8 protein-coding genes and 1 pseudogene are annotated in these 20909 nt (G+C 65.7%); 3 read left to right on the top strand and 6 right to left on the bottom strand.

Annotated elements, in window-relative coordinates:
* Nucleotides 1-18: 18 nt before the first annotated feature.
* Nucleotides 19-444, top strand: a pseudogene (locus tag ACZ6TD_RS37150) (tyrosine-type recombinase/integrase); the annotation flags it as partial.
* A gap of 141 nt (nt 445-585) precedes the next feature.
* Here ACZ6TD_RS37150 and ACZ6TD_RS37145 read toward each other — a convergent pair.
* From ACZ6TD_RS37145 to ACZ6TD_RS37135, 3 genes are all read right to left on the bottom strand, one after another.
* Complete coding sequence (locus ACZ6TD_RS37145) at nt 586-909, bottom strand: hypothetical protein (RefSeq protein WP_471345129.1); 324 nt, start codon at nt 907-909, stop codon at nt 586-588.
* A gap of 16 nt (nt 910-925) precedes the next feature.
* Nucleotides 926-7381: a polymorphic toxin-type HINT domain-containing protein gene (locus ACZ6TD_RS37140; protein WP_471358391.1), complete on the bottom strand. Its 6456-nt coding sequence runs from the start codon at nt 7379-7381 to the stop codon at nt 926-928.
* 533 nt (nt 7382-7914) lie between these two features.
* A complete protein-coding gene (locus ACZ6TD_RS37135) occupies nt 7915-11604 on the bottom strand; it encodes a laminin G domain-containing protein (RefSeq protein WP_471345127.1) in 3690 nt (1229 codons plus the stop codon).
* A 426-nt stretch (nt 11605-12030) separates the two neighbouring features.
* Between ACZ6TD_RS37135 and ACZ6TD_RS37130 the strand changes: the two genes are divergently transcribed.
* On the top strand, nt 12031-13230 hold the full coding sequence (locus ACZ6TD_RS37130) for a tyrosine-type recombinase/integrase (protein WP_471345125.1): 1200 nt from the start codon (nt 12031-12033) through the stop codon (nt 13228-13230).
* A gap of 102 nt (nt 13231-13332) precedes the next feature.
* On the opposite strand, the gene ACZ6TD_RS37125 is transcribed toward ACZ6TD_RS37130, so the two are convergent.
* Nucleotides 13333-13797: a hypothetical protein gene (locus ACZ6TD_RS37125; protein ID WP_471345124.1), complete on the bottom strand. Its 465-nt coding sequence runs from the start codon at nt 13795-13797 to the stop codon at nt 13333-13335.
* 408 nt (nt 13798-14205) lie between these two features.
* Between ACZ6TD_RS37125 and ACZ6TD_RS37120 the strand changes: the two genes are divergently transcribed.
* Nucleotides 14206-15456 carry a site-specific integrase gene (locus ACZ6TD_RS37120; RefSeq protein ID WP_471345122.1) on the top strand — a complete coding sequence of 417 codons (1251 nt, stop codon included), beginning with the start codon at nt 14206-14208 and terminating at the stop codon, nt 15454-15456.
* Between the two features lie 681 nt (nt 15457-16137).
* Here ACZ6TD_RS37120 and ACZ6TD_RS37115 read toward each other — a convergent pair.
* Both ACZ6TD_RS37115 and ACZ6TD_RS37110 read right to left on the bottom strand, forming a co-directional pair.
* Nucleotides 16138-16764, bottom strand: coding sequence for an SMI1/KNR4 family protein (locus ACZ6TD_RS37115; protein ID WP_471345120.1), 627 nt, complete (start codon nt 16762-16764; stop codon nt 16138-16140).
* 129 nt (nt 16765-16893) lie between these two features.
* Entirely contained in the window at nt 16894-20601 is a 3708-nt protein-coding gene (locus tag ACZ6TD_RS37110) for a DNRLRE domain-containing protein (RefSeq protein WP_471345118.1), read from the bottom strand.
* Between the last annotated feature and the right edge of the window lie 308 nt (nt 20602-20909).

The following is a 20909-nucleotide window of genomic DNA, read 5'->3' as shown; positions in this document are numbered from 1 at the left end:
AAATAAAGACACCCTTCAGGGCTCACCACGCTACCCACCAAGACGCGGGCCTCCGAACGCCGCATCGCGCTACCCGCCCGCTGCGTCCACTCGCTGAAACTCCTCCCCGAACAGCAGCAGCGCGAGCGCGAGGCAGCAGGCACCGCGTGGCAACCCAACGGGCACGTCTTCAGCACCGCGCAGGGCGGATCGATCGACCCGACCAACCTCACCCGCGCCTTCACCACGCTCCTCCGCAAGGCCGGCCTCCGCCGCATCCGCTTCCACGACCTCAGGCACTCGACCGCGAGCCTCCTTCTGGAGCAGGGCGTCGAACTCGTCGTCACCAAGGAACTCCTCGGCCACGCCCACATCGGCGTCACCGCCACCGTCTACGCCCACGTCCGACTCCGCCTCCAGCGCGACGCCATCGACCTCCTCGGCCGCGCCCTCGACCACCCCTGATACACGCACGGCAACGGCGGCGGACACCAGGTGTCCGCCGCCGTTGCCGTCATCTACTGCCGTCAAGCCGCAGAACGGCCCCTATAGGCGACACCGACAGGGGCCGCATCTTTGCGCTTGGATGCGTAGTGAATCGGAAGCCTAAATCGGCTCGCCCGCCACTCCGCTGAATCCGACGAGGCCGTTCCTCTTCGCCATGTCAAGAATCTCAGGGAGATAATCCAGTTGGCGAACCGAGAGGGTCAGGAGGACGTACTTTCCGGCGTCATCCGGTTCCTCTTCCAGGTCGAATCGGGATGGCTCCAGAACGTCGTCAACATCTGGCCACCTAGTCAGCAACTCCTCCCGGAACCGCAATACATCAGGGCTCACGACAAGGTCACTGGTGTCGCCCTCGGCAAGGTTGTCGAAGACTTCCTCAGGGTCCCCGGCAGAGCGCTTCCAGAAGGCGAAGTCGCTACTCACAGGCCATCCTCTCAGGTTAGGGGTTGCAGATTGGACACTCTGTACCGCGCCGGACGACCGAGGTTTCAAACCCGTACGTCTTCGCTAGCCATTCATCCTTCCTTCGCTGACCCCTGGTGTAATTCGATTTATTCACCTTCACCTCATAAAGGTGAATGTTTCCGTCTGAGTTCCTGACTGCGATATCCACTTGGCGCCTACCGTAAGGGGTCCACAAATCAAGTCCATTTCCGTAGCTTTCGCTGTAGATATCAGACTTGTTGTAGAATTTCTCAAACGTCTCCGTCATTTCATCGACACCGGCAGCGCCACGGGCTTTGTCATGCGGGCGAATGCCGCAGTTGCTGTTGTGAACCAGGACCGGCGTAGCCCCCGCCAGCACATAGTACGTGTGGATTCCGCTGACTGTGAGGTCGTAGGTGCGTTGCGGCTTCGTGAAGTGGCGCACGGAGGTGACCGTCACGGCCTTGCCCTTGTCCGTGCGGAGCCGCATGCCGGTGATGACGTCGCCGGCGTCCACCCAGCGGGCCTCGCTCGTTACCCAGAACGGGTGGGTGTCGGTGGCGATGATCGACGCGGGTCGGTCACCGGTCTTCACTGTGAGGTCGGTGAAGTCCTTGTCATCGTTGGTGACGATCGTCGCAACGACCGGGCGAGCCTCGCTCTTCCCGGTTTCGGGATCGGTGGCGAGGACCTTATCGCCGACCTTGATGTCCTTGATGTCACTGTGGCCGCCGTCTGCGAGCTCGACCTGCGTTTCTTCGGTGAAGCTGTGGCACTTCTCGACCGCCTTCTCGGCTGCGTCGACCGCGTCGTCGGCCTTCTTCTCGGCCTTCCGTGCCTTCTTCCAGATCTTGACGCCCTTGAGGGCCTTCCCCGGGCCCGGCAGATCAGCGGCAGCCCATAGACACCCGGAGAGTTTGAAGTCTCCGCACTTCTTCCATTCCGATGTGTCCGGGCCGAAGAAGTCCACCGCCAGTTTTAAGACACTGAACAGTCCCGTGCCGGCTTTCTCATCGTGATAGGGGCCGGGCACAGGTGGAGGTCCCGGACTCGGCGCGGGCGTCGGGTAGGAAGCTGAAGTGGACGCCGTGCCCCCACCTCCACCTCTGCTGCCTCCGCCACCGCCGCCACCATGGTGCCAACCACCACCGCTGGGGTAGTGGTTCTCCGGTGGGGCGTCTTTACCTGCGTCTCCGCCGTTGGTCGGCATGCAGTGCCCGTTGCCGGGGTCTACGCAGAGGCCCGTGGGGTCCGAGTCAGTGACCGGATTCTGGTTGGCATAGCTGTAGCCGTTGAGGGACTGCCCCTGGTCGGGAGTGAGGAGCGGGTCGAGGCTGATGAATTGGCCCGTGACGGGGTCGTATTCGCGGGCGCCGATGTGGGTGAGGCCGGTGACGCTGTCGGCCGGCTTGCCGAGGAACGCCTTGTCGTCCGGCCATGTGGTGGGCTTGGTACCGCGCGGAGCGCCGAAGGGGGTGGTGTAGCGCTTGGTGACCGCGCGGGTGCTGACGTCGACGGCCAGGGTGCCGGTGCCGTGGTGGTCGGCGGCGAGGAAGGTCAGCTTCGTGGCGGACTGGCCCTTTGTGCCGGTGCGCTCCGCGATGGTCTGCCCGGCGCCGGTGTAATAGCGGGTGCCGGTCAAGGTCTTCGCCGAGCCCCGGGCAGTGAGACGGACCTCGGTGGCGCCCAGGTAGAGGACCGTGTCCCCGTCAGCCGTCGTGGCACGGCGGATGAGGAGCTCGCCGTCGGCGTCGTAGAGGTATCCGGTCTCCGTGGCCGCCTTCCCGCCCTTCGCCGGTTCTGAGGAGGCCGCGAGTCTGCCTTCGGTGTTCCAGGCCAGGGTCTGTTCGGCCTGGGTGCCCGGCCGTGTGGTCGTGTTGCCTGCGGCGTCGTACGTGTACGCGGCAGTGGCGGGTGGTGTGCTTCCCGGCTTGGTCGTGCGGGTCCCGGCCAAGGGGTGCGGCTGCCCCTTGGCCGTGCCGTATGCGTAGGTGGTCGTCGTATCGCCCGCCACCGCGTGCTGGGTCTCGGATTCCCGCTGGCCCGCCACGTTGTAGGTGTAGGACGTCCAGTACGGGGCAGCGCCGCCGAGATTCGCAGTGGTCCGGCCAGAATCCGCGCAGTCCGCCGCCTTCGGTGTCCACGCCTCGGCCAGGCGCCGATAGCCGTCGTAGCCGAAGCACTGGTAGTCGGCCTTGCCGGTGCCGCCGAGGTTGGTGCTGTCGAAGATCGACGTCACGTTCCCGGCGTCGTCCTGCGTGTACTTCAGGTCCTGCAGCAGGTATCCGTAGGTCTCATCACGTGTGAAGCCGCGTGTCAGGCGTCGAGTCCCGTCCTCGTACTCATAGCTCGTGTACAGCTTCTTGCTGTCCGAGGCGGGGGATGTTCCCAGCTCCAACTGGCGCAGGTCCCCGACGGGGGAATAGACGGTGTCCAGCAGATAGCTGGAAGCGCCCGTAGCGGTGAGCTGCTGGCCGGTCGCGTTGTATGTGTAGGAGACCGACTCGCCCGACAGCCCGCCCACGGCCGGCTCTCCGGTCTTCTTGACCGTGCCATCGAGTCCGTAGTCGGTGGAGAAGGCCAGCGTGGAAGGTACGCCGGCCTGTACGAGCGGATCGTTCCCTGGCAGGAGGAGCTGGGACCCGGTCGGCTGGTACAGACTGTTGTATTTCGTGATTTTGCGGGTGTACGCCTTGCCGTCGACACCGCCTTCATAGCGGGTCGCCGAGTCCTGCTGCCCCTTCGCGAGGGTGTCGAAGGTCCAGGACGCCAGCTTGTTGGCGGCCGTCTTGGAGGACTGCCACATGCCGGTTTTGCGGCCGAGTTCGTCGTACTCGTACAGCAGGGTGTTCTTGTTCGCGTCGTCCGTGGAGGTGATGTGGTCGAGCTCGTCGTAGTGCGTGGACGTCTTGCCCCTGTCGGGGTCGTCAGCCGTGCTCAGCCGGCCGAACAGGTCGTAGGTGTACGTCCATGTGGCGTTGTCCGGGCCGACGATGGTCTTCTGGTCGCCGTCCGGTGTGTAGGTGAACTTCGTGCTCGTGTACTTGGTGCCGGTCGGGCTGGTGCCCGAGTACTCACGGCGCTCGGTGACCCGGCCCAGGGCGTTGGTGACCTCGGCGACGGCTGACCCGCCCGCCGGGGCGGTGGTCGCGGCGGTATCGCCGGTGTAGGTGGTCGTCGTGGTCCAGCGGTCGGCGCCGCGGACCTTGGTGACCGCCTGGACCGGGCGGCCGGCGCCGTCATACGTCGTGTCGGTCTGTGTGGGCGCCTGACCGCCGTCGGTTTCCACCGCCTCGCCCGACGGCCCGTTCTTCTCGTCCCAGATGTCGGCTTGAGAAGAGACGGGCAGACCACGGTCGTCGTACAACGTCTGCGAGATGACCCGCCCGCCGACCGGCGAGGGCTCCTGGATCTGACGGGGGCGCAGCAGGCTGTCGAAGATTTCGTAGGTGGTGTTGTATCCGGAGCCGTCGCCCTTGAGTGTGCCCGTGGAAATCCACGGGAGGGATGCGTTGGTGACCTTGTAGCCGTATACGTAGTTGGGCTTCTCCTCGAGGTCACTGGACCGGTTGGGCAGCCACACCTTGGTCACCCGGCCGAGGCTGTCGTACTCGGTCTTGGTGATCTTCTTGTTGGGGTCGGTGACCTTGAGCGGCGAACCCCGCGCCGGATCGACCGTGGTGAGGGTCGTGAAGCCCTTGGCATCGGCGGTCACGGTGGAGGTCAGCGGACCGGCCGTCTCGGGCGTGTAGGCGGTGGTGGTGTTGGTGCGGTCGAGAGCGTCCTTGACAGTCTTCGGTCGCCCCAGCGTGTCGTAGGTGGTGGTCTCGACCTTCTGCCAGCTGGGGTCGTTGGTGTCGGCGTAGCCCTTGGCACGGCCGGTCCAGCGGATTTCTCCCCGGGTGGGGGTCTGGTCCTCCGACCAGGTGGTGCTGTCGTACGCGGTGGCGACATCAGAGACGACGTCACCGCGGCGGGAGGAGTCAGCGGGAAGATCGAGGTCAGCGGCCGTGACCGAGCACTTCCGCGACACGGTCTGGGCGCGCGCGATCAGTGAGCTGATGCCCGCCTTGTCGTTGCGTGCGTACCAGTTGCGGGTGCATGTCTCGTCACCGCTGACCGCGTCGTCACCGCTGTCCTCGACGGTGGCGGGCATGCCGAAGTCGTCGTAGGTGGTGGTCTGGGTGCGGACCCGGTCCACCGGGCTGATGCCGCTGGTGATTCTGGTGCGATCGTGGGTGGCCCTGGTCCGAACGTAGTATGCCTCGGTGTCCGCGTAGGACTTGTGCTGGGTGGCGGTGCGCTTGGACCACGGGTCGCTGATGCTGCCGGACACCTCGGCGTCGCCGTTGTAGGTCACCGACTCACGTGTGAACCCGGCGTACGGGTCGGAGTCGGTGATCTCGGCGGCCGTGATTCCCGTGACCGTGACCGTCTTCCGCTTGTCCGGGTCGACGCCCTTGCCGTCGGGTCTCAGTACGCGGTCGCCGTCCATGCCGCGCAGGTAGACGGTGACGGTCCTGGACTGCGTGCTGTCGCCGGCGCCGGTTCGGTGGATGACCTTGCCGTAGCCCCGCCACTCGGACCAGGTACGTTGCTTCGCCGGCGTCATCGGGTCGTCGTTGTAGTGCCAGGCCGCGCCTCCCTCGTACGTGTAGGAGTGGGCAACGGCTTCGGAGCCGCCCTTGGGGTCGGTGGTCCGCACACCGGCCACCGGATACTTCTGGAACCAGTCGAGCTGCGGGTCGGCCGCACCGTTGGGTGACCAGTAGACCGGGAAGCAGCGCTTGGTGTTCTCATCCGCCTTCGGCATCGTCCGGCCCGCGACGCAGTCGGCTTCCGCGTAGTCGACGACGGTCTGGGCGCCGGCCTCGGAGGTGATGGTCTTCACCCGCGGCTTTTCCAGCGACAGAATGTCGTCCGTCGCACCGTCCACACGGTTCGTGAGCCAGGTGTGAGTGAACTTCACCGGGTCCAGGGAGATGTCACTGCCGCGCTTTCCGGTGCGCTTGATCTCGTCCAGCCACAAGGACTGATCGGACGAGTCGCCCGTGTCACCCGGGTCGAGATAGGTCTGCTCGAGCGCCCAGGAGTCGGCGGGTTCGTAACCGGGTGTGGGAGCGTCCGCGTTCCAGAAGTAGGTGGTGATGTCCCTCAGGCGCTTGCGCGTGAAGAAGGAAGGGCCGACGTTGCCGGTGCACTTGTCACCGTCGTTGCACACCGCGTCGAAGGGCACGTCCGGCCAGTTGTCACGGTGATCCTCGTTCAGCGAGTCGCAGCCGGTGCCGGAGGCCACACAGCGTTCCGCGACGGTGAACGTGACCTTGTTCGAGGCAGAAGGGGTCGCGGAGAACAGAGCATCGGCGCGCTGCCCGTAGCGGATCTCCTTGAGATAGCCGCCGCGTACGTAGTCGGTGCCGGGGTCGTCCTTGCCGTTCTTGGCGTAGTTGTTGTGCTCGGCGTTGTACCAGTACGTCATGGCGTTGTTGTGGGTGTCCTCGACGTAGTCGAGGTTCCAGCGCCACGCCTGCTTCTTGTCGCGCTCGCCGAAGGACGAGCCCGAGGAGTAGCCGGGCTCTCCCTCGTCGTCGCCGAAGACCGGCACGGTCCAGACCGACTCCGTGCGGTCGTCCGCGGCCGCGCCGTCCAGCTTGTTGAGTCCGAAGACGTACTTGGTGCCGTCGCCCGTGGTGACGGTCCAGTACTCGCCGTTGTCGTCGCCGTTGTCGGCACCGGTGGAGTGCTGGACGGTGGAGGCGTCGTCGTTCTTCAGCCGCCACGTGCCGCTGGTGTCGTCCTTCACCAGTTCCGTCGCCTTGCCGTTGAGCACGAGCGAGGCGTTGTCGTACTTCCAGCACAGATCGAACTTGTCGTCCTGTCCGTCGTCGTTGCAACTGCCGTACTTGCGCTCGATGTACGACGAGGTGAGGTCGAATCCCTCACCGATCCAGGAGCCCTGGTTGTTGGTGTTCGCCGTTCGTCCGTCGACGCTGCCGGAGTCGTACGAGATCGACAGATCCGGTGCGGGCCCGGCCGCTGCGGGAGGCATGCCCAGCGGATACGTCCAGGTGAAGGAGCCCGAGGACCCACCCGCCTCCCACGTGGACGAGGCGGAAAGCGGCGTCGCCTTGTAGTCGCCACCGCCGGACTTGGCGGCGGCGGCCACTGCGAGGACCTTCACCTCGCCGCCCGGCTTCGCGGCGAAGGTGAGCGGTGTGGAGAGCTGCTCCTTGTGCCGCTTGTTGACCGCCCGAAGAGGGCTCTGCGTACGGCAGCCGGCCTTCTGTGGCGTCGTCAGCGCGCACGCCGGGAGCTGCAGAAGGGTCAGGCGTCCTGCCCAGTCACCGCCGTATGCCGCGGCGAAGTCCGCGTAGCTGATACCGAGCTTCGTATTTCCGCCCTTGGCCGAGGCGACGGCCTTGAGGAGGACGCCTTTGACCCCGGCCTTCCGGGCTCGGCCTTGATCCATCACCTGGATGCTCAGGCTGGGAGTGGCGTGGGCCGTGCTGCCCTGAGCTTTCCTGCCCGCCGTACCGAGGGTGATGGGCAGGCCGCCCGGCCGGGCCGTGGCCGAGCCGCTGCCGGATACCGCCAGGCGCGCGGTACCGGCCTTCGGCCAGGTCACCTTCCTGGCCTGGTCGCGGCGCGCCGCCTCGGCGGCCGAGCGGTCTGCCGCCTCGCTCTCCTTCACCAGAGCGGCAGTCCTGCGGTCCGTCTTCGGGGAGAGGGGTATGACCTCGTCCGTCCGCGGGGCCTCCAGCTTGGGCCTGCCGAGCCCTTTGGCTTCTGACTCGAACGTGACCGGTGACAGCAGTCCCGGCACCAGCGACAAGCCGGCCACCGCGGCGACGCGCCCCAGCCAGCGGCCTCTCCACGCTCTACCTCTGACTGATAAGACACCACGGGCCCACACGATCCGTTTCACTCCCCGTCCCCATCGCGTGCGGTCCGCACCGCGCTCGTTGTCCCACCTCGTCGGCCGTCCGTCACGGCGGCCGGGTATCACGAGTTCTCCAGTGGTCCGGCATCCAGGACCTGCGAGCGAATCTGCTCGGCGCTCATGGCTCCCGCCCAGATCCTCAGCTCCTCCACGGCCCCGGGCAGATAGTGGGCCGTGCTGCCGCTCCCAGTCCCCCGGCCCAGGGCCAGCTCACCGGTGCCTTGCTGTTCGGCCGTGAAACCGGCCCGGTCCAAAGACGCCTGGTCGGAATCCCCGACATACAGGTGCACTTTCCCGTACCGGGTCTCGGTCTTCTCCGGGTCGGCCGGGTCGGTCCATTCCCATGCCTCCTGGGCGTCGAAGGTCCCCGTCACCTGCACCCAGGTGTCCAACTCGGCGTTTTCCTCTCCGGGTACGGAAGCGCTCTGGGTCGCCTTGCCGGTGCCATCGACGCTTGTCCGGGTGAAGCGCCATCGATAGGTGTCTTCCGCGGGCTTGGTCACCCACAGCGCCCAGGACGATTCGGTGCCCGTCCGCTGCCCGGTCACCTGGGCTTCATAGCCGATGGGCTTGCCGGAGAGCTTGGCGCTGTCGAGGCGTACGCGAGCCGAGGCCGTGAAGGAACCGTTCTCGTCGAGCACCGGCCCGGTCGTGGAGGCGTAGCCGGAGGTACCGTCCAGGAGAAGCGCGTTGTCGTCTTCGTTCAGTGTGGCCCCGGTGGAGGACAGCTTCATCGCGGCTGCCGGGTAGGGAGTGCCTTCGGTGATCTCCATTCCCTTTGCCGTGGAGGCATCCCACATGGCCACCAGTTCGTTGGGCGGCGCCTCGCTTCCCATCAGCCGGGCCTCTGTGCGGATCTCGTCCGCGGTCAGCACGCGCTGCCAGAGGGCCGTCTCGTCGATGCGGCCGTGGAAATACTCACCGTACGTACCACCCACCTTGGACCGGCCGAACTGCAGGCCACGGTTCGCGGTCCACGGCTCGTAACCGGCCGCCGCTTTCGACAGCACCACAGGGTCGCCTTGTGGCCGCCCGTTGACGAACAACTGGATGGTGTCGTTCGACTTGTCGGTATCGCCCTTGGTGTCGAAGACTCCGGCCAGATGTGTCCAGACCTTGAGCGGAGGGTTCTGCGCGTTGGCGAAGGAGCGGATGTATGTGGGGTCGTTGCGGTCCTTGTCCGTACGGTTGAAGATCCACTTCTTGTACGTGGAGGAGTAGTACAGGGTGAAGCCGGAGCCGTCCTCTCCCGGCTCGGTCAGCACCACCCTGTTCTCGGTGGCGTCGGTGAGGTACGCCCAGGTCGAGACGGTGAATGAGTCCTGGGTGTTCACTGCCGCCGTGGAGGTGGCGGCATACCCGCTGGTGGCCGAGGAGTCGTTCAGCCACAGCGAATAGTCGGCGTCGCCCCGCCGCCCGAAGGTCGACCAGCCCGTTCCCGCCTCGTCGTAGAGGGTGGCGTCATGACGGGTCCCCTCCGTGGCACTGTCGACGGCCTTGGTTACACCGGAACCCGGTGCCCCGTCCGCGAAGTGCCATCGGCCTACGGGGCCTGCGGCCGGCGCCACGGCGAAGGTGAACTCCGCGGGAGTACCCCAGCGATTGCGTACGTCCTTGGCCTCCACGGACAGCACCTGGGTCCCGGACAGTGGCGGAGTGACATTCAAGGTGACCCGCGCTCCGGCGCTCTGTTTGGTGTTCGCGGCCGTCGTGGTCAGTAACCGCCAGCGATAGCCCGTGATGTCCGTATCGGCGGCGTTCGGCTTGACGGAGAACGTGCCGGACACACCAGGGCCACCCATCCCCACACACTGGTTCGGCAGGCACTCGGTGTAGGGCTTGCCCGCCGTGATCTGCGGTGCCTTCGGCGCGGTGGAGTCGATCTTCAGGTAGCACCAGGAGGAGTAGGACGAGAACAGATCACCCGACTTGCCGCTGTAAGCCCAGTGCGACTGCGTCCGCGCCTTGTAGCGGTACAACCCACCGTCGGCCCGGTCCGTTGTGCGCATCTTCTCCAAAGTGCCGTCCGGGTCCCAGCCGCTGTCCGGCCGGTAGCCGCTCCACACCTTGTCCCATGCCCCGTCGTCCTGTTTCCGCTCCATCCAGAACTCGGCCTGGAGCGAGCCCTTGTCCTCGCCGCTCTTCGGTTGCGTTCTCGTCTGGACGCGTGCCTGGACCATCGGATCCTTGCGGGTGACGACCAGCGGATCCGAGGAGGACGTCTTGCAGTAGCCGGAGGTCCCGTCCCCTGGAATCACTCCCACCGAGGTGGGCACACCGGGTCTGGGAACGTAGGTGACCTTCAGGGTCGCGTTGTCCTCGAATCGCTTCCATGCGGTGGCGTCGCTTTCGTCCTTCGCACGCAGCATCAGCGTGAGCCGAGAGATCTTGCCGTCAGCGAAGGACCTGACCGTGCTCGCGAGGTTCTCGTCCGACTCGTCCGGGTTGTCGTTGAACTCGATCCACGCGTCGGGCTGTTCCGGACTGCAATTCTTGCCCCGCCCGGCGGAGACATAGCGGTCGCCCATCTGATCGAGTTGCCTGGGTCCCGGCCAGCGTGTGCCCTCGGAGATGTTGTCGGTGCGCTCCAAGTCCACCCAGTGCGGATCGCAATCGAATGACCATGTCTCGTGAGCGCGGAAGGTCGCATCCAGCACGTACTTCCCGACGAGCTTCGATGGCGCGAACTCGAAGTACATCCGGTCCACGTAGCCGGCCCCGCAGTAGTAGCCGTTGGCGCTGCCGCACTTGCCGACCCCGAGGCTGCCGTCGAACTGCCAGAATCTGTCACCGTCGGACGAGAGCTTGGTGCGCTCCGAGGCGCCGAGGCCGACTGGCGGATCGATATAGACCGGGTAGACAGTCTTGTCGCCGCGCAGCAACCCGAGATCCGGCTTCACGATCACCGCACCGTCCCGCACTGTTACGGGCAGTACTGCGCTGGCATCACCATCGCCGGGCCGCGTTTGCGGACCTCCCTCCTCCGGCGCCGTCGTCACCAGGGCTTTCGGGGCTTTCGGACCGTCCGCGGCGAGGCCCTCGGCGTCTCCGGCCGAGTCCCACATCTGACCGGCCGGGCCCTTGAACACCGCGTTGCCGTCATCGTCCATCGCACGCAGCCCGCCACCCGCGCCGGGAGCGGCCTCAAGCCCGACCCCGGAAACCGACAGCTTGATCTGCTCAAGGTCGGGATTGGTGGCCGCCTGAGCCGTCCGCACGACGAGAACCTGTCGATAGCCCTCTGCCGTCGCTGTCAGCTGAAGGTCCACTCCGTCCAGCACATCCGGATACGTGGCAGTGGACCCGTCCAGCCTCGGCGCAGGAAGCTGCCGCCCAGGCCATGAAAGCCGAATCGTCTTACCCGCCGTTCCCAGACGCAGGAGGTCCTTGGCGTCACCGCCCCCGGAGAACGCCAGGTCGACCACCACACTCCTGGGCCCGACACTGCCGTCGGAGCGGCGCTCCAGCGTGGCGTCCACATCACGCCATGATCCGTCGTCCGCTCTCACTCGCTGCGGGACCGAGGACTGCTCCAGCGTGAACGTCCCATCCGGGTTTGCGAACGTCTGCGAGTACTCGGCTCGCTGGGCAGTCACCTCCACGGGCTCGCCCGACGCAGCTGCTCGCTCCGACGCACTCATCGCCTGCGCCCCGGGTAACGCACCCGCAGGTGCAACCGGTAACAAGACCAGTGATACGGCGACGATCGCCGCGGCAGACGCCCCCGCGACGGCGCGACGCGCCGCACTCATCCCACCGCCGCGCACGCGACGACTCCACCTCAACCCCACAGTCCCCACCCCGGAGTCACAGAATCTTCATATGTGCGGCGAAGTAGATCCAACATAAAGGCACAGCGTCAAGAGTGATCCGTGTGCCTCATGGTGCCTGGAGCGATTTCAAGCTACCCAGCGCCCATACGAGAAGCCTTCGGCTGACCACCACACCTCTTCGCACGAGCGACATGTTTGATCGTGTAGGAGCACGCGCGGAACTGATGGACACTGGGGCGTGACGGTCCGCCGCGCGATTGGTCTACGTGTGCGTGGCCTGCATGTTCATGGCGCTGCGCCTGAGGACCGCCCTGCCATCTCGATCGGCCCGAGCCGCTTGGCACTCTATTCCCTGACCGTCGCATTCAACCTGTCCACACAAACGCCGACTGGCCCACGCCGCACTTGTCGCCACGCTGGGAAGCCGCCAGATACGTCCTCGCCCCCGGCAACACTCGCAAGCGCGTCCGCGTCTACGGCACAAGCCGGAAGGAAGCCCTGGGCAAGCTCACCGAGAAGATCGCCGCGAGCAACCTCGGACTGCCCGTCGCAGTATCCGACTGCACCGTGAGCGACTACCTGACGTACTGGCTGAACAGCATCACCGTCCACCAGGTCCGGGAGAACACCCACACCCGCTACGCCGCCTGCATCCGTCTCCACCTCATCCCCGGCCTCGGCGCGAAGAAGCTCGCCCGGCTCCCCGCCCGCGACGTCCGCACCTTCCTCGACCACCTCCGCGTCGCCTGCCAGTGCTGCGTACATGGACGGGACACCGCCCGGCACTCCTGCTGCGCCATCGGCCAATGCTGCAACAAGCGGCTCTCGCCACTGACCGTGACCTACGTCCACTCGGTCCTCAAGTCCGCACTTGAGCACGCCGTCCGCGAAGACGACCTACCCCGCAACGTCGCCCGAAACGTCAAGACCCCCGCGCCCCGCCCCCGGCGCTTCAAGCCCTTCACCGCGAGCGAGGCCCGGCAGTTCCTCCAGGCCGCCAGCGGCGACCGGCTTCACGCGCTGTACGAACTCGCCCTGCGCACCGGCCTCCGCAAGGGCGAACTCCTCGGCCTGCACTGGGAAGACCTCGACCTCGGCGCGGGAACCGCCGCCATCCACCGCTCCCTCCAGCGCACTCACACCGGCGGCCTGACCATCCTGCACACCAAGACCCGCGCCTCTGAACGCCGTATCGCGCTGCCCACCGAATGCATCAACTCTCTCAAAATCCACCAGGAGCGGCAGCAGGAAGATCGTCAGGCTGCGGGATCACGATGGGCGGACAACGGTCTGGTCTTCACCACCCCGGTCGGCAGGCCCTTCGATCCCACCAACCTCTCACGCCGTTTCCGCCACCTCCTCGAACGCGCCGGACTTCGAGTGATCCGCTTCCATGACCTCCGGCACTCGACCGCCACCCTCCTCCTGGAGCAGGGCATCGACCTCGTCGTGATCAAGGAGCTGCTCGGCCACGCCCACATCGGCGTGACGGCCGGCGTCTACTCCCACGTCCGACTCCGCCTCCAGCGCCAAGCCATCGACAGCCTCGGCGACGCTCTCAGCCCTGGCAGCGACGACCCCGGCTTCCCACCCGTCGTCCGCTGACGTTGCCGTCACCGTTGCCGTCAAACGCCCGTAGAGGCCCCGCTGGAAAACTCCAGCGGGGCCTCTACATTTCAATCTCTATCGCCTTCGAAGGCACGTTACCTACTCCGACGAGATTCGCTGGATAACTGGGTTTGCCGACAATCCAGGAATCTCTGTAACCAACCGCGAATACGCTTGCCGAAGGAATCGAAGAACTTCACCCACGAGCTCTTCACGTCCCACGGCTCCGTGCATTGGATGCTTCGATGAACTCACCGCAACCAGATCGCCATCTTGACGCAGATGAATCACCTCTTCACTTTCAGTGAAACCGAATGCGGCATCTTCACCTGACGAGATGCGCTTGACTGCACCAGAGAGAGACAAGGCCAGATCGACGAGAGTCACAAATCTCTTCTTTGAGACGATCTCAAGGTCGCCAACCATCAGTTCGAAATTCACCCCGAAGTACTTGTAGCGGAGGTCCATTTCGCTGATCGCGGCCGGATCGCCCTGCTTGGCAGCGTCCCAGGTCTTGGTCCAGGCTGAACCCGGCTCCGGGAGGTAGAAGGAGAGTTGAATCACGCTTTTCCTCACTTGCTACTCACTTAGTACGGAAACGCCGTCACGACTTTTCCGTCGTTAACGATTACGCGGACACCGGTTAGCTCGCCTCCACCATTCGCCGGGCCCGCCCTCCCGACGGGGGTTCCGAAATCCCACTCGTAGATTTGACCAGGCCGCGCCTCGCCTGTGACAGGGTCCGGCGTATTGGGCTTCGGCGTTCCCCGGTTGATAGTGTCGGCTATTCGCTGGCGAACGTGCTTTGCCTTACCGGTGAAGATCCCAGCGGCATCGTCCACCAGTGCACCTCCAGGCCGGTGATGGCAGGGTGATGACATCGCCTCGGTGACGCCATGATCAGCCACCTAAGACGCCAGGCGTCGGCACCTCCACGGTGGAGTTAACTCTCCCCCCACGGAGGTGAGCACAATGACTTCTCAGTCTCCTGAACGCGGCCGGGTGTACCGGCGTTGTGGCTGCCGTCGCCCCGGCGGCCGACAGTATGGTGCCCGCTGCCCCAAGCTCCACGATGGTTCAAGGCACGGCTCTTGGGCTTTCGCTGTCGACCTGCCCTCGGCCGACGGCAAGCGCCATCCGCTCTGCCGTAGCGGATTCGCCACTCAGAAGGCCGCCGAGACAGCGCTCGAGCGAGCCCTGGAGTCCGAGCACACTGGCCTGGACCGGAGTGAGGATCTCACCCTCGCCACGTATCTGGCCGAGTGGCTGCGCCTCAAGGAGAAGGCGCTCAAGCCCACCACGTTCGCCCGCTACCGCGATCACGTGCACGCGGACCTCATCCCGGCCTTCGGCCGACTGCCCCTGACTCATCTGCGGGCCCGGCACATCACCGCCTGGAGTGAGGCCGAACTCGCCCACGGACGCGGGCGAACGGCCGTCTACCGGATCGGCGCCACCTTCTCCAGCGCGCTCAGTCATGCCGTGCGCACGCGTGTGATCGTGGCCAACCCGTGCCGGTACGTACTGCTGCCCCGTCCGGTCGCGCCGGAGCGGATCTGCTGGAATCCCGCGCAGGCCGCAGCGTTTCTGCGGCACAACCACGCTCACTACGGCGATCAGATGGCCGATCTGTTCGAGCTGCTGCTGGGCACCGGTATGCGGCGAGGTGAGTCGCTGGGGCTGCACTGGACCGACGTCCACCTGGCCGAGCGGATGCTGCTGGTGCGCTGGAGCCTGACGGCCGTGAACAATAACCACCTCCACCTCGGCCATCCCAAGACCAAGGCCAGCCGGAACTGGGTGAGCCTGGCCCCGCGCGTGGTTGCCGCCCTCGAGCGCCAGGCCGCGCTCGCCCGGGCCGGCCAGCCCAAGGGGACGCCGCTGGAGGGGCTGGTCTTCTGCCGCCCGGACGGATCCCCGCTGCGTCCGCAGGGAGTGCTGGTCGAGCTGCGGCGGCGCGCCTCCGAGCTCGACCTGCCACGGATCGGCGTGCACGACCTGCGACACACCGCCGCCACCATCATGATCAGCTCACGGGTGCCGCTGGCCGTGGTCTCCAAGATCCTGCGCCGCTCGACACTGGCCACCACCGTCAACCTCTACGGCCACCTCCCCCACGCCGCCCGCGACGCCGTCACCGCCATCGACACAGCCCTGGAACGCGCCGACCGAAAACACGCCACCACCCACCCTGATAGTGCATCAGAAAAGCAGGCGGCCTGAGACCTCAGCCCTCTCCGGGCCTGCCTCAGCTTCTCCCTGCTGCGGCGCCCCTGACCAGGGGCACCGTCGCGGCGCACTCCCAGCGTTCACCGATTGTCATCACGTCGCCATCACGTGTCACACGAACGCAATCAGCGGGTCTGCCATCACTGGCAAACCCGCTGGTCACACCGTCGGGACGACAGGATTTGAACCTGCGACCCCTTGACCCCCAGTTGCGTCGAGGCTGAGCGGCATGCTCCGGTCCGTTCTCCCAGGTCGCGCTGACGCGCAATCAGCCGAGTAAAGGAGTGCACCCTTTTCGGCCTCTGCGCCCCGAGGTGCCTGGGGTCTGGCATCGTGACCGGGCGTCGCACATGTACAGTGTACGCCCGAAGTCACACCTAGGCACAGGCCCAAACTCTCCACCACACACGCCGCAGGCACGCAACTACCTCATAGACTTGGGTGAGATGCCAAGTCGATCAGGTCATCATCCGCAACCGCGGCGGCTACTTCGTTATCAGCTTCGATGCCATCTTCCAATCAATCGGCGTGTGAACCAACCGCACATCGGCCCTGCCCCGAATAATCGGCGCCAGGGGCCAACTGCACGTGCTGCGCGTCATCGCTGGACACGGATGGCTGGCAATCGCTCGCTATTTGCTCCCCGGTCTGCCTCATGACCGTCTCGCGCTGCCCTCAGGCTGTGGAGCCGTCCTCCGGGTGCGCCGAGGTCCATGGAGCGCCCTTGCCCGGCAACGGCCCCCATACCAGTGCGCCCCGGTGAAACCCGGGTCTGGCCTCGGCCATCAACGGGCCGGTGCCTTGAGTGAGGGCTTCAGCAACAGTGTCCAGGAACTCGCTGAGGGATCCGTACCCAGGGGAGGTGAGCGGCGTTGACGGCGGCTCACCGCCGTCCTGGTTGAAGGTGGCGAGGCGGCCTTCGACGTCGATTGCCAGGCCGCCCCACGGGGGCAGGGAGTAGTCGGTGACGGCGAACGGAACCCATGAGCCCCAGAACGGGTCGGTGTTCCCTCCCCGGCCCCGGACATGCACAATCTCCTCAAGCGGCAGCAGATGGTGCTGGGCGAGGAACAGGCCCGGGTCGTACTCGTCGGGGTCTCGGTCAAGGGCTGAAGCATCGACCGTTCCGTCGCACATCATCAGCAGCGTCACCAGGTCGACGGGCAGGCCCATTCCCAACGCTTCCTCGGCGGATCGAACGTCTGCGACGGCAGCGCCCGGCCGCAAGGTGGCGTGCGAGGCGGGCGCGTGCACCGCCAGCCAGTCGGTGATGGCGGTCCAGGCGGGCAGAACGTCGCTCATCGTGTCCTCCATTGACGCAGGCGAGGGGAAAGAGGAGCACGCCTACCTGATGTCCACCAGGTGGGCGTGCCCCTGCGTAGCCGGACCGCGCAGGTCAGGCCATCCGAACCTGCGCGGCGCAGCGGCCGGTCACTTCATCGTGCACTTGATCTCGTCCTTGGACGGGTCGCAGTCCGCGAAACGGCCATTGGCCGGGTCGACCCAGTACTCATCTTTGTCCAGCAGCCGGAACTGCTTGGCGAAGATTATGCCGAATGGCTGCATCGACTGGGTGTTGATGTAGGTCGACATCGACGATCGGCCGCACAGCGCGGGCCACTTGGGGTCGTCGTAGGTGGTGTCGTTGTACAGGTGCTCACGGGTTCCGTCGCCCTTCGTCACCACGGTCTGCACGCACTCCAGGCCAGCGTACTCGGTGTTCTTGGCGGGGTTCAGGCCGCCGTTGGCAGCGGGGAATCCGGGAGACTCGTACGTCGCTGCGAACGGGAACTCGTCACACGAGATCGTGTCGGGATTACCGTTGGGGGTCATAATCGTGGCGGTGTCGTTGTGCTTGCGGAACGCGCGCCCGCACACCGCCTTACGGTTCCCCGGCTTGCCGTTGTCCAGCTTGTTCTCCGGCTCTTGGCTGGGTGCGTTGCGCGCCTTGGACGGCAGATAGTGCAGCGGAGTCTGCGGGGATTTGCCCAGCTTCTTCGCGTGCTTGTTCTGAATCAGCCAGATGTGCGCCGCCGCGCCCGGGAACGCCTCGGAGTTGATGGTGTACCCCGGCCTGTACGACGGGAGCACACACCCCGGGTCCTTGCCAGATATCACCTTGTCGCAGCGGGCCATCGTTGGCGGCGACACTATCTCGTCCTCGCCGGTGGGATCAGGGACACCCGGAATAGTCGTACCCCAGTCCATCCACCACCGCAGCGGGAGTTCCCTGGAGAGGTCCTTGTCCTTGCTCCCAGCGGGGTTGTTGACGCTGCCGTTCCACTCGAAGTCGGCGACTCCGGTGATGATGTGCTGGTCCTGGTTGCCGCTCCACCTGGACCGACCTCCATAGAAGTCCCAATCCTGGGCCTGCTTGTCGCAGCCGTCGGACTGGCACCACGACTGGACATCAAGCAAAATCATCCCGTTCGCTCCGCCGGGGAACGGCAGCTTGGGTGCGGGGATCGACCAATCCCTCGGATCGATCTGCATCCACGTCTTGATCTTGTTACTCTCCGGATCGGTTTTCAGCATGTACAGCACGTCGAACATCTGCTGATACACCTTCGGCGGCTGGGACGCCAGATCCGTAACCTCAAAGGTCACCTGTGTCGGCAGACACGCCTCAGTCCGCGTCATCTGCGCCTTGATGTTCACCAGCGTCGGGTCACACCAACCACCCTTGATGATCGGGTCCGGGTATTCGGGCAGCCGCAGCTGCCGCCGTGCCCTCGCCGCCTCTTCCGGGCTGCGCTTCAACTCCGCCAGCGGCGTTAATGTCACCGCTGAACGGCTCTTCGGACCGGTGCTGCGGTACACCTGCGGCTTGCCGTCCCTGATCCTGCCGTTTTGCTGCACGGTGGCCCAATCCCACGCGGGCTGTGGCTCATCGTGATACCCGGGAGCGGTCGCGCCGATGTTCGGCTTGGGAAGGTTGATATCGATCTTCTTGGCGCGGCCCGTGTCGGTGCGTCTCGGCGACGCGAAGCCGTAGACGCGGGTCGCGCCCGTGTTGTCGGCCCGGTCTACTGACCGCACCTCCGCCTGATGGTTGCCGTCGTCGGCAGGGGCGGCGTAGAACGAGGCCTTGGCGGCGAATCCGTTGTTGGTCGTCGGGGTGCGCTGCCATCCATCAGTGCTAGTGTTACCGCTGTTACCATCGTCGTCGGTGTCGGCCGGCCCGATCCGGTACTCCACGTCGCGGGCGTCATCGACGCCGGTATCGACGTCGAACCGGCCCTGTTCCCCCACGGCACCGCCCGGCAGGTTCTCCGGGTACGTTTCCGACACGACGCTCTTCGGCACACCGGGGGCGGTAGTGTCCACGACGAACTCCCGCCACGGCGAGAAGTTCAGGTTGTAGTGGGTGCCGTCGTAGGCGTTCGTGCGGAATTTGTACGTCTTGCCGTTGACCAGTTGCCCGGCCGGCACCTTCACGCTCGCCCACTCGCCGGGCTTGACGAACTCGGAGACGATCAACCCCTCTCCGGCCGGAGTGGTGATGGGCTTGTTCGTCGCCGCGTCGTAGACCTGGAAGGTGCCATTGACGGTGTCGCCGTCCGCATCCGAGAACTTGTCCCGCAGGGTGGGGGTGGTGGTGTTCACGGCCCACAACCCGGCGTAGGACTTGAACGGCGGCCCGGCCTGCTGCGCGGTGCCGTCCCCGGGGCGGTAGTTCCAGGTGACGTTCAGCTTCGGCGGGTTGGACGTGGCGTTAGCGGAGTTGACACGCTTCCATGCCTTGACGTCGTCCGTGGCCGCGCGCAGCCCCATGTGGCCCTTGCCATCCAGAGCAGAGGACCAACTCTGCACCAGAGTGGTGACGTCCGCGCTGATCCAGCCATCCGGGGCGGCGGTGCAGGCAGGGTTGCCCTTGGTCTGGGTGGACGAGTGGTACTGCTGTTGCCATGTCGGCTGTTTCGTCCACCGCGAGGCGGTCGAGGAGGCGGTGGTGTCCCAGATGGTCCACTCGTACGCCTTGCAGTCGTCGTTGCCGGAGTGGAAGTTCCACAGGCTGACGTCCGCGTTCGTGACCAGGGCATCCTTGAACGCCGCGGTGTTCCAGGTGATGAACGACCTGGCAGTACGCGGCGTGCCATCGCTGTTGGTGGTGCCCGGGTTGCCGAAGTCCAGCTCGACGTCGGTGGACAGGTCCCCGGTCTCGCCCTGCTGAACGTAGGTATCGAAGACGTTTGTCAGGTTCGCCGTCGAGGGGTCGACGGTGACCGGATACTGGGTGGCCGGGTCGGCCAGCCACGCCCGGTCGGGGGTGACGACGAGGTCGACGTCGCCGTTGCCCTTGTCGACCACCTTCATGTCCACCGGGTGCCGGTTCTCATGCTTGCCCGATACCTTGTCCACGGACGCGTCCCACATCACCGGAGCGGGCATCACGGCCCGCTCGGCGCCCGTCGTCATGTCGGTGAAGAGAACGGAGCCGTCCGTCCGCGCAGCGGCTTTCAAGCCCTTGGCTTTCAACGGCATCGTGTAGCTGTAGGCGCCGGTGGGACGCTGGTCCAGCTTCACGTACTGCTCGAAGCCGGTGCGGGTGGCCTCGACGATCACATCGGCGCCGGGCAGCGCATTTCTGTAAGTGGCGCGGGTGCCATCCAGGTCGGGTTTGGGCAGGCCGCCCTTCCACTGCAGGGTGACCCGCTCCTTGCCCTCGCCCAGAGTGACCAGGTCGCGGGCCGTGGCCTCATCTGCGGCCTTCAACGACTTCGCGGGTGTGCCGCCCCCGCCACTGAGCTCCAGCCCGTTCGGGTGCGCTTTCGCCTTCACTCTGCCGTCCGCGGCCGTCGTCAGCCTGGCATCCACGTCCACCCACCGACCGTCTTGCTGGATTCGGGCCGGGCCGGCGGTGAGCTCGGAGGTGAGCGTGCCGTCGGGGTTCGCGTAGGTGATGGATGTCGCCGTGGTCTCGTCGGGGACGAGCGTCTTCTTCCCCGTGTTCTTCGCCTGAGTCAGGGCCCAGGGGATGCCGCCCTTGCTGTGCTTGACCGCCCACTCGAAATCGGCTGCGCGGACCTCGGCCTCACTCGGGTCCGCGGCGCGGTCAGACGCCTTGCCGGTTACCGACGGGGTGGCGTCCGCCGTCGGGACGATCGCTATGGCTGCGCCGCTAGTGGTCAGCAGCACAGTTCCTAAAACTATGGATAGTCTGCGTCTTGTTCTGGATAACCCAGACAACGTTACATGTCCCCCTCCGCCCGCCTCAGGTCGCGGGGCGGGCTGATAGGTCGAATTCATCGAACTATTACATCGGGAACATTTCTACGATGGCCGCTGACTAGCAAGGGCCGCGAACTGGGGCGATCTACCCTTAGGTCACAGGCCAGACGTGACTCTTGTGACGTTTATCCGGGGTTGCGGCGCAGATTCGCCATGATCTGGCCCGATTGCGACTGTTCCTCTACGCACCGACAAAGCTGCGGCTGAGCGGCGAA

This window comes from Streptomyces yongxingensis (assembly GCF_055597465.1).
Note: the sequence above shows the minus strand (reverse complement) of the source record. Positions and strands in the feature narration are given on the sequence as shown.